Here is a 10,157-nt window from a genome sequence, read left to right as displayed (position 1 = left end):
CCGGAGCCAACCATAGCTCCATGGAGGGGCAACCATACCCCTCCACCCCGCAAGGGTTCAACCTTTACCAACCCCGCAGGATCTACGCTTATGGCTATCGAATGGGCAATTTCGGGGGTATTTAACCCGGCTCAATTGCTGCTCCTATCCCAACCCACCCACAAGGGGATGGTGTTTCTCGGAGGAAGATCATGAAAAAACCTTCACAGTTGACACGGCTGATTTGGGATTTCTATCGAGAAAACGAAGCCGAATTGCAACAGCTTAGACCCTTGGGACAGTGTAAAGTCTATAGGCGGTGGGGTGTTTTGCATATTCAGTGCGTGAACAAGGACATCGCAGAGGCTGTGAAATCTTCCCGATCGCTAATTCAGGAACCTGTTGTTCTGATGCGACTGGCTCATAAAATTAAAATATCCGTTAAGAATACAACGGTGGCTGTGTTTGATGTTAATTGGGACACTATCATTGCCTAGAACCTTTTGGCAACCCATAATCTAGTCCCTACGGTCATCGGATTGTAGGGACTTTGTTTTTTTCACAATTTTTTCTCAAATTTCCCGGAGTGCTTCATCTGTGACGGGAATAGGAAAAAGTAGATGCACCCTGATGGTTTTCCCCTGGCTTCGGCTGGGGGATTTTTTTGCCAAATAGTGGACGGTTGCCAATTTTAAGGCGATCGCCACCTTAACCGAGCGATCGCCTTCATCAACATCTCAAATGATCAGCAGCTTTCCATCTATTAGGTGGGAACAGGTGAGAAACCATTATTATCACCTATCGATTGAGAAGCATTAGCCAATTTTTTGCCGTTGCGTAAATCCTTTTGAATGGAGATAGCTTTTCCCAAAGAAGCGATCGCCTCCTGATATTTTTTCAGTCGGGACAATAAAGCGCCCCTGTGTCGCCAACTTTCCGCATGATCTGGCTTTAAAGCAATCGCCGTATCAAAACAAGCGATCGCATCATCATGTTGTTCCATTTTCTCTAAACAGATTCCCCGTTGACACCAAGCCTGATAAGCATCTGGCTGTAAAGCAATCACCCGATCCCAATTAGCCAGCGCCTGTTCATACTGTTTTAAAGCCGTTAAAATCTCACCTCGCCCCATCCAAGCCTCATAGCTATCCGATTTCAGGCTAATCGCCCGATCATAACAAATCACAGCCTCTTCATGACGTGCTAATTTTACTAAAACTCCCCCCTGAGAAATCCAAAGTTCTGGCTCCTTAGAATTCAGAGATATCGCCTGTTCATAGCAAGATAGCGCCTCCGAATATTGATGAATATGACATAAATCCATCCCTCGATTTGCCCAAATATCAAACTGACCTGGATTAATTTGAATCGCCCGATCATAAGATGATATAGCTTCCTGATAGCGTTTTAATTGACTTAAAACATTACCGCGATTATGCCAAGTTTCATAATGATTGGCTTCCAGCCTAATCGCCCGATCATAAGAATCCAAAGCCTGCTCATACTTCTGAAATTTACGCAGTAAAGCCCCCCGATTGTGCCAAACCGCATAATCATTAGGCTCAATCTTTAACGCCTGATTATAGGCTTCCAGAGCCGGGGAATAGCGTTTTAACCGCACCAAAACATTACCCCGATTATACCAAGCATCTGAGCGCTGAGGCTGAATTTTTAAAGCCCGATCATAACACTCCAAAGCCTGCGAATATTGTTGTAGGCGCACCAAAGCATTACCCTTTTGATACCAAGCCTCATCTAAATCAGGGTTAATTTCCAAAGCGCGATCGCAAGCTGCGATCGCTTGTTTATATTGACGTTCATTAATTAACGCTTCCCCCTTTTTGAGGAAATCATCCGCAATTAAAGGCTGAGAAGTGGGGGGATGCTTAGGAGGTAATGGATGATTAGATGTAGATTTCGAGGGTAGTTGAGACATAGGCGGCGCAGGAACTGGTACCCCTGGCGGCTCCACCTGTTCCATTGTCTGATTTCTATAATTTTGCAGCTCCATCATCATCTCTTGTACCTGTCTCAGATACTGTAGCTTCAGATGTTCTAGTTCTTGAATAGAAGCCTTAGAAGCCTCAACCTCTTTTCTTAAAAACTGAATATACTTTTGTGCTACTCTCACCTGAATTTCTAAATCTTTAACCAATTTTTTAGATTGATAATTAGAAGATTTTAGTTGTGATTCTAAACCATCAAACTTATCTAATCTTTTGTTAGTTTCCGTCACCAACTCTCGAATCACCAAGCGCCGCACTAACCAGAAAAACATCAAAGTTAAAGTGGGCGACAAAGTAGAAATTAACAGCAAAGTATTAAGTAATATAACCGTGTAGCCAAATTCAGAAGTACCCACAGAAGGACTCACCTTCGCCACTGACAAAGCTGGGGAAGCTGAAGCTATAAATACCACCTCATCTGTTGTTAATGATGAATCCTCGGCTAATTCTGGCTGACTCCAAGTTTCCGGGGCGCTAACAGTCGCAGTAAGTTCAGCTTGGCTAATTTCGATATCAATTTCATCAACCAAATTTTCCGTATCAGAAACCGGATTATAACTAGATGTTACATTAGGGGCAGCAGTTGCCTGATTTACCGATTCGTTAGCTGCAAGCGCAGTCAGAGTCAACAGTGTTAGGGTCGATAGCCTCATGGATATAACTCACTCTTGCTTGATGATTAGGGGGATGGATAACGGATAGCTAAATAGTGACTCCCCCCCCGGTTTAATATCCTTTAAACTCAGGGAGAGTGTCTTAGCTAGTTCATAATTACAACCCAATTTTTACAGGTCAGGAAATTGACAGTTATAATCTAGGGAGTTCAGGATGGGTGAAGACGAGATCCTGTTCCTAACCCATCATCAAAGTTCCAGGTAGCAATGGCAGCCCCGACCCTCCGGGAAAAACTATGGGTTCGGATTTTATATAAACATCAAAAAAAGCAGGCAAAATACCTGCTTTGTCTCTGGAAAAATTCAGCTAATTGATATCCGTTGGGATATCCCTTATACACCTACTGCTACCGGTTCTCGATTGGCGGCGAGATGGGGTTGGTGTTCCGATGTTGTGCAGTATACCTCACAGGAATTGTTAGGGCTTTCAATCAACTTGATTTTATGGAGATGCGCTCCTAATTCATCAATGGGATTTTGCAGCAAGTCACGGATATAAACCGCAATATTTTCAGCCGTTGGTACTACCTTAGCAAAGTAGGGGATATCTTTGTTGAGGAAAGTATGATCGAAGGGTTCAACCACATAATCATCGATCGCCTTCTGCACAGCCCCTAAATCCGCAATCATACCCGTCCGGGGGTCAATTTGACCACGAATAGTCACTTCTAGGTGATAATTGTGTCCGTGACCGTGAGGGCGGGCGCATTTGCCATAAATTTTGGAGTTATCCTCATCACTCAGGAGAGGGTGAGCTAGTCGATGAGCCGCGCTAAAGTGGGTGCTGATGGTTAGATATGCTTCCATGGAGTTTCCTTGATAATCTGCCCAAAGTTGGGGGTGTTCAAATAGTTGAATGTTGGTTAGGGGTAAATGGGGGGCTAGACGATGCCAGATTAAATAAGCCAGAAATTCAGTGGTGGGTAGGGTGTCCTGAAATTCCAGCCATGCTTCATTCAGAAATGAAAAATCTAGGGGTTCGGTAACTTCACTTCTGATGGTATGTTTGACGTTCGACAGGTTAAGTACCATGCCATATTCGTCTAGTTCCCCCACCATTGAAACATACAGGACATAATTATGACCGTGACCGGGGGCGCGGGCTGTTTGTCCAAATTTGGCAAAATTTTCGGCTTCGCTCAGTTCTGGCAACCAGTAACGGTGACTGGCTGAAAACTGGGCGCGACGGGTGATCAGGCATTGCATAAATGCAGGTTAATTTTTGCTTGTTAAGTTCTGTTAACTAATGTAGTCGGTTTCGGAATTTTTTTCAACCTCGATCCCGATGGTATGATGATCTGCTCAAGAAATTATGGCGATCGCTCTCTGGTTAAAGGACTGGTTAAAGGAATTTATGGATTTGGTCTTGGGCTTCTTGACGTAAGCGATCGGCAATGCGGAAAAATTCCTGGCCCGCGTGTAGATAGGATTCGTCATAGTTTAGGGTAAACATATTTAATTCTTCAATACCATCACCAATATGATTCAGACAGTAATAAAGATGCGCCGCCACTCCCGCAATATTCGCCGGGTTGGGAGCCGAACGAAATCGAGTTTGGCTTTCAGCTAGGATATCTCTACAGGTTTCAATATATGCTTGGAAATCTGCCATTAATTCATCATCAAAGGGGTCGCCGGATAAGTTATCTATTTCTTGTTTAAAGGGTTGAAAAATTCGGTCAATATTTTGATTCACAGGTCTATAGACTTCCTGCAACCATTGGTCTAGATCAAAATCTTTAGACCGCCCTTGTGGCTTAGGTTTACCTGGTCGGTTGGGGCGGCTTAGGCTGCGGTCATAATTCTGGCGTTTCTGGGGATCACTCAGCACTTCATAGGCTTGATTAATCCGAATAATTGTATCGTGATTGGCTGTTTCTTCCTGACTGTCTGGATGGAATTTTTTGGCTAATCTCCGATAGGATTTTTTGATATCGGTTTGACTGGAATGGGGGGCAACCTCTAAGATTCTATAGTAATCATCAGTGGGCATAATCTTTTCATGGTGATAATGATAGTTTAAAAGTTGCTAAAATTACCTGGTCTTTAGCTATTATATCAAGTGATGCAGCCCCGGCAATCTCTGGTGGCAATCATCATAATTAACCACATTGCCATATTTAAACACCCAGAAATTATTAGATGTCTGAAGTATTTTATACATAATAGCTGAATTGTATCATCAATATCTAGCCATCTTTTCGGGCCTTCCTTCACGTCGCTGGCCCTGGAGGACTGAGGGCCGACTACAGCCATCTGGTTTCTGGGTTAGGGGACTCAGCAATGGTCTCCTATCACCTATATTTATGCTGATGCTCCAAGTTATCTGGGTTAATCAAATATTAATTTATCCTTGAATCCATCTCCCGGATATCATTTGATGTTTTTTGTCAACCCCCCAAGCGCAGGAATATTATCATCTTTTGGCATATTTTGCTATTAACAACAATCTGTTAAAATTGTAACGGAGAGTGGAATATATCCCCAAGACTAAAACTCGCCAATTCGTCAATGAGGAAAATATATGAGTAGACTGCGTAAAATTCTCGCTGGGGCCGGAATTGCTACCGTCGGTGCTATTGGTACTAAGATGGCTGTCGATTATTTCCGCAATCGCAATAAAGAAGAAGTGGTTGACGAAACTGAAGATGATGTCGAGGAAGAAGAACTTCCGGCTGAACAAGTTAGCTATGCTGTGGTTCAGGATGATTCACTTCAGGAATTCCTTGATGCGGCTTTTGGTGCCCCCGGTCGCTATGTTCCTACCCGTCCTTCTAAGGTTTTCTCCTATCACGGGGAAGAGTATATGGTGGTTTGGACTTATGATAATGATAAGTCTAAAAATCAAATGTTGGCGTTTAAATACACTGATGCCGGACGGAAGATGATCGCTAGTGTTGGATACACCAGCGAGAAGACTGATTATAACTTGACTGGTTTGGATCAAACTGAATTTGCGATCGAGGTTAATGGCGAAAAAATCACTTCTGGTCAAGGGGAAACAGACGGCACAGATGATGTGGATTTTGTTCCGGTAACTGCCTAGATTAGCGTACTGGACTAGATCCGGGAGGACATTTTAATCCTTGACTAGGTACAGGGGTTGAGGATAATAAGGGGGGTACTTTAGATGGTGTGTCCGTTTGGCACAGGTTCGCCATCAAGACCACCCCTCCGTCGTTTTTTCCTACTGTCATGACACCACTATAACTACGCAGGTCATCGGTTTTGGCTGTGGCTGTTATGAAGACGGTTTGAGCCGTTTCGCCTTCGGTTCTAATGGCGTATTGATAACTATCGGTTTCCAGATTTAAATTACCAGATAGACCGTGAAGGGAACTGGCAAAATAACCTTGATTTTGATAATATGTCTGCTGTCCCAAGGCGATCGCTTTCATCATCAAAGGAGCGCGATCGCTGCTTCGCCACCCTGGTATATCTTCCAGGACAGATGAAAAATCCACCTGACAACCGGTTAAAACGATAGGAGCCAAAAATATCAAATATTTCCACATCATCTGAGTTTCCTTGACTTAACGCGATGCTAGACCTCACTACAAGGCGATCTGGCTTGATTCCTGAAATTCATCAGAAATCACAATTGGCTCGGAGATGGTTTCATGGGTGGCTAACCGCAACCTTTGGACAGTCCCGGAGATGACTATATGAGTATTTACTCATGGGGGCTTGACGGCGATCGCACCTCTGAAGCGATCGCTACTCGCATAATTATAGGTAAACTACCTTCAGGGAAGTGGTAGTGTCCTGGGTGATAATATGCGATCGGAGCTAGGGATTGTCCCAAAAGTGCTAAAACTTGGCGATCTTAGTTGAGGCTTTGGGTAGGATCAGCACCTATCGTTGGTAACCAGCTAACAGGCTACCATGGGCTGTGTCAACCGAAAACTATCCGATTATGATTGATATAGCCGGGGTCTGACGCAGCCTACGCCACCAATATCGCACTAAGCGTGCGATCGCATCAAAGTCCGCCATCAGTTCTGGGGGGGTAATCTAAATGGCTGAATGAGAATGATTAACCATTATACAATAAATGACCTACAATGTGTGAACAGGTACAACATTGTAGATAGAGCCGAGTTTGAAATGCTCTATCATGATGATTATTGGGTGTTTATATATTCCGTAAAATCAACTCAAATAATTCCGGTTGGCTTGGTTAACTTTGGCGAAATTATTGATTAATAATCCTACTTTACCAGGCTGAGATACAGGCAATATCTACCCAGATATATATTACCTGTAGATGAATGATTAATTTGGCGAATGTGTGGGCTCGCACTATCACAAAATAACTGTTTATTTATCAATAATTTGTAGGAGGCAAAAATGCCAGCCAAATCGATCCTGGATGATGTTGTGCAAAACTTGGATACCAGTGATGAGGTGTTTCGCATCAAAAAAATTATGATTTGTGCTACCCATGGTAAATGGGAGAGTGATTCAGCAGTCATAGAAAATACTCCTATGCGGGATTTAGTGCAATCTTTGTACTGGAGTACCCAAAGCCTTGAACGACTTAATAGTATTTTGAATAAAATTTTATCTAAAATTAACAAAAAAACAGAATATACAGTTATTGTTAATCTGGTATTGAGTCAAGTTGGGAGATTGTACCTTGAGGGAGATCAGGAATCTTCTACTGAGATGGTTATGACTTCCTATCAGTCGTCAGACCGTCCTCACTCTCAACTTGATTGGTCAGTTAATCCAGAAAACTTTAACCACAATCCTCCCCCCAAAAAACTAGATAATATCTTTGATATTCGTTTCAAGATCATGCAGACTGCCAACCCATTAAGGGTGAAGATATTGATATTTTCCGTCTTAGAAAATGAGTTTACATTTAGCGATCGCGACTGGCTACAACTCAAATCAATCGAGTTAGACAACCTGATTGAACAACTCTTTCAAATGTTCCCTAACTTTGAAGATTTGAAAGTTTATCTAAAAAAAATGGTCGCTTACTTAGAGGATTCTGATGAAGATGCTCAAGTCGCCACAATTTTAATTGAAGCCATGCGTCTTTGTTATGGTAAGCCATCATTTAATTATAGCTCTTTTCAGGAATTACCAGACTCCCATTATAGTCAGGATCAACAATTATCAGAAATAGCTAAAACTCAGGGAATTGATTTGAACGAAAGCCAGACTATTCAAGTATCAACCCCCGCCAATGTAACCCAATCAAACATCCCCGAAATATCAGGATTACAAACTGTACCAATTCCCACAGATTCCGGTCAACCCCTATCAAATAGTCAATTAGTACCAGAGTCATCCGGTAACCGTTCCAAGTCCAATATTATTCAGGAACGTTTGGGGCTAAAAGATGATATTCACAAGCGAGTTAGCCAAGGAGTTACCGAAGCCATAACATCGATCGCTAATACCTTACAGACCTTAGAAGACCAACTAGATGGCAGAATGATTAGCTATGATATTGAGCAGCAATTAAAATTTAAGTATGAGGTGCTTAAAGACTTCATTGCTCAAGTACAAGAACAAATCCTACAACTAGAAGAAATAGTTGATCAATCCGAAACGACAGAACGCCAACAAACCGCAGCCAAATCAGAGATTACTGACCCGTTACCAACACCTACTCAGATATCAGATTCCGGGGGTACTAATCAGGTGCTAGAACTAGCTAAACAGGGTAATCCTAAAGCGATCGCATCCTTCCTCAATCACTTAGTAAAATCCAAAGGTATCCACGTTTTAGCTCAATCTAAAAATCAGTGTTTGCATCTAATTCTCGAATCCCAGCACAGTTTCGCGCCCGAATCAACCACCCAGTTTATCCACAAAAAGTTACTATCCCTACAACTACAATCTATTAACATTGTCAAAATTTACTTCCGTAAGCCAGGTGATCAGTCTTTTATTTGGGCTCAAAAAATCAACTATGTAAACCATAGTTAATAATTGATAATTCCGAATAAATTAACAGCCAAAGTACAAGGATGAAGATGGATGGATGAGCGGACTTTCTTAAATCAATATCGAAGTGGAGAAAAATTGTTTCGAGGGGTTAACCTCCGCAATGCTGAACTAAGTAATGCTGACCTAATTGGAGCCAATTTAAGTGGCGGTGATTTTCAAGGAGCCAATTTTGTGTTAGCCTATCTTAATGGAGTTAACCTAACTAGGGCAAATTTAGAAAAAGCCAGATTAGGAGGAGCTAACCTATCACGAGCTAATTTAAGTGGCGCTCAACTAACCGACGCTGATTTTCATGGTACTATCCTGCAAGCAGCCGACCTGAGAAAAGCTAATTTAACCCTAGCCACATTAGTTGATGCTAACCTAATTCAAGCAGATTTACGCGGTGCTAATTTGCAAGGTGCAGATTTAAGGGGTGCTTGTCTACGGGGTGCAAATATGCGTTATGAAAGGCGTATTTATGAGAGTGTAAATTTACGAGGCGCAGATTTAAGAGGTACCGATTTACAGGGGGTTAATCTCACCGGGGCTGATTTAACTCGCGCTAACCTAACGGGGGCTAATTTAACTGAATGTGTACTGCGTGGCGCGATTCTCAACCAGACTAACCTTTCCGAAACCAATTTACAAGGGGCGATTTTAACAGAAGTTAATTTAAGTGGTGCTAATTTAATTGGTTCCCGCATGGTTAAGGTAAAACTAGAGCGAGCCATCTTGACTAACGCCCAAATGCCTAGGGTGGAATTGTGCGACTCAATTTTACCAGATGCTAATCTCAGTAATGCTAATCTCAGTCATGCTAACCTAAGCCGGGCGAATTTGGTACGGGCGGAACTAAATCGGACTAATTTAAGTTCGGCTAATTTGACTCAGGCTGATTTAACCGATGCTTCTCTTGGTCGGACAAATTTGCGAAATGCTAACCTTAGCTATGCCTACTTAACTCGTGCTGAGTTTAGTAGTGCTAATACCATTGGGGTAAACCTACATGGCGCGATCATGCCTAATGGCGAGATTCATGATTGATAGGGCTTTGATGTACTACTTTAGATATATTTGGTCGGGAATTTGGGCGCTTTTGGCAATACTTATGCTATAGTGTCCGCATGAGAGTTACTCAATCACTAAACAGAATAAGGCTGAGAACAGCACTTTAATTATGACCACAAGTGAAAGCACTAACTCATATTTAGAGGCTCCTCAGCCTAGCAATTGTTCAATTCACAATTCTTCTGAAACATTTTCCAGCATTATGCAAAAACTAATGAACTACGCGGATCGTAGCATTACGGTTTTATTTTCTATTCTGAGACAAGTTGAGGAGAACCTAGGTTAGAACTATAAACCCAAAAAACTTAAAAATCACCCGGTTTCTGTATCTTAACCTTCGAGTCAAAAACCGGGTGGTTTTTTTGGCTAGGTGAAGTTTAAACAAACAAAAAGCGCCCCCCGGCTGGGAGGCGCTTGATTTAATCTAAGCTATCAATTAGCCGATTTGAGGTGCAACCAAAGCTACAGGCTCAGACTCAGC

Annotated in this window: 9 protein-coding genes; 5 read left to right on the top strand and 4 right to left on the bottom strand. The window is 42.4% G+C overall.

Annotated features, from left to right (window positions below; genetic code table 11):
• The first annotated feature begins 191 nt into the window (after window positions 1–191).
• Window positions 192–476, top strand: coding sequence for a hypothetical protein (locus P5683_RS19570; protein WP_006623321.1), 285 nt, complete (start codon window positions 192–194; stop codon window positions 474–476).
• 266 nt (window positions 477–742) lie between these two features.
• Here P5683_RS19570 and P5683_RS19565 read toward each other — a convergent pair whose 3' ends face one another.
• The 3 genes from P5683_RS19565 to P5683_RS19555 form a co-directional block, all read right to left on the bottom strand.
• A complete protein-coding gene (locus P5683_RS19565; RefSeq protein WP_006623323.1) occupies window positions 743–2,638 on the bottom strand; it encodes a tetratricopeptide repeat protein in 1,896 nt (631 codons plus the stop codon).
• Window positions 2,639–2,992: 354 nt separating this feature from the next.
• Window positions 2,993–3,865 carry a 6-carboxytetrahydropterin synthase gene (locus P5683_RS19560; RefSeq protein ID WP_006623327.1) on the bottom strand — a complete coding sequence of 291 codons (873 nt, stop codon included), beginning with the start codon at window positions 3,863–3,865 and terminating at the stop codon, window positions 2,993–2,995.
• A gap of 136 nt (window positions 3,866–4,001) precedes the next feature.
• Complete coding sequence (locus P5683_RS19555; protein ID WP_006623328.1) at window positions 4,002–4,652, bottom strand: J domain-containing protein; 651 nt, start codon at window positions 4,650–4,652, stop codon at window positions 4,002–4,004.
• 531 nt (window positions 4,653–5,183) lie between these two features.
• On the opposite strand from P5683_RS19555, the gene P5683_RS19550 reads away from it, so the two are divergent.
• Complete coding sequence (locus P5683_RS19550) at window positions 5,184–5,705, top strand: hypothetical protein (RefSeq protein WP_006623329.1); 522 nt, start codon at window positions 5,184–5,186, stop codon at window positions 5,703–5,705.
• A gap of 1 nt (window position 5,706) precedes the next feature.
• Here P5683_RS19550 and P5683_RS19545 read toward each other — a convergent pair whose 3' ends face one another.
• Window positions 5,707–6,177: a type IV pilin-like G/H family protein gene (locus P5683_RS19545; RefSeq protein ID WP_006623330.1), complete on the bottom strand. Its 471-nt coding sequence runs from the start codon at window positions 6,175–6,177 to the stop codon at window positions 5,707–5,709.
• Between the two features lie 832 nt (window positions 6,178–7,009).
• On the opposite strand from P5683_RS19545, the gene P5683_RS19540 reads away from it, so the two are divergent.
• From P5683_RS19540 to P5683_RS19530, 3 genes are all read left to right on the top strand, one after another.
• Window positions 7,010–8,605, top strand: coding sequence for a hypothetical protein (locus P5683_RS19540; RefSeq protein WP_006623333.1), 1,596 nt, complete (start codon window positions 7,010–7,012; stop codon window positions 8,603–8,605).
• A gap of 51 nt (window positions 8,606–8,656) precedes the next feature.
• Window positions 8,657–9,652 (top strand): pentapeptide repeat-containing protein, encoded by a 996-nt coding sequence (locus tag P5683_RS19535; RefSeq protein ID WP_006623334.1) that lies wholly within the window; start codon window positions 8,657–8,659, stop codon window positions 9,650–9,652.
• A gap of 133 nt (window positions 9,653–9,785) precedes the next feature.
• Window positions 9,786–9,962, top strand: coding sequence for a hypothetical protein (locus P5683_RS19530; RefSeq protein ID WP_006670215.1), 177 nt, complete (start codon window positions 9,786–9,788; stop codon window positions 9,960–9,962).
• The last annotated feature ends 195 nt before the right edge of the window (window positions 9,963–10,157 follow it).

The organism is Limnospira sp. PMC 1279.21, assembly GCF_032349615.1.
In the GTDB taxonomy this organism is placed as follows: domain Bacteria; phylum Cyanobacteriota; class Cyanobacteriia; order Cyanobacteriales; family Microcoleaceae; genus Limnospira; species Limnospira fusiformis.
The sequence above is the reverse complement of the archived record's forward strand: the minus strand, read 5'-3'. Positions and strand labels throughout refer to the sequence as shown.

Excerpts from the sequence above, each read along its gene's own strand:
- P5683_RS19570 (WP_006623321.1), top strand. The coding sequence starts at position 192 with ATGAAAAAACCTTCACAGTTGACACGGCTGATTTGGGATTTCTATCGA.
- P5683_RS19565 (WP_006623323.1), bottom strand. The coding sequence starts at position 2,638 with ATGAGGCTATCGACCCTAACACTGTTGACTCTGACTGCGCTTGCAGCT.
- P5683_RS19560 (WP_006623327.1), bottom strand. The coding sequence starts at position 3,865 with ATGCAATGCCTGATCACCCGTCGCGCCCAGTTTTCAGCCAGTCACCGT.
- P5683_RS19555 (WP_006623328.1), bottom strand. The coding sequence starts at position 4,652 with ATGCCCACTGATGATTACTATAGAATCTTAGAGGTTGCCCCCCATTCC.
- P5683_RS19550 (WP_006623329.1), top strand. The coding sequence starts at position 5,184 with ATGAGTAGACTGCGTAAAATTCTCGCTGGGGCCGGAATTGCTACCGTC.
- P5683_RS19545 (WP_006623330.1), bottom strand. The coding sequence starts at position 6,177 with ATGATGTGGAAATATTTGATATTTTTGGCTCCTATCGTTTTAACCGGT.
- P5683_RS19540 (WP_006623333.1), top strand. The coding sequence starts at position 7,010 with ATGCCAGCCAAATCGATCCTGGATGATGTTGTGCAAAACTTGGATACC.
- P5683_RS19535 (WP_006623334.1), top strand. The coding sequence starts at position 8,657 with ATGGATGAGCGGACTTTCTTAAATCAATATCGAAGTGGAGAAAAATTG.
- P5683_RS19530 (WP_006670215.1), top strand. The coding sequence starts at position 9,786 with ATGACCACAAGTGAAAGCACTAACTCATATTTAGAGGCTCCTCAGCCT.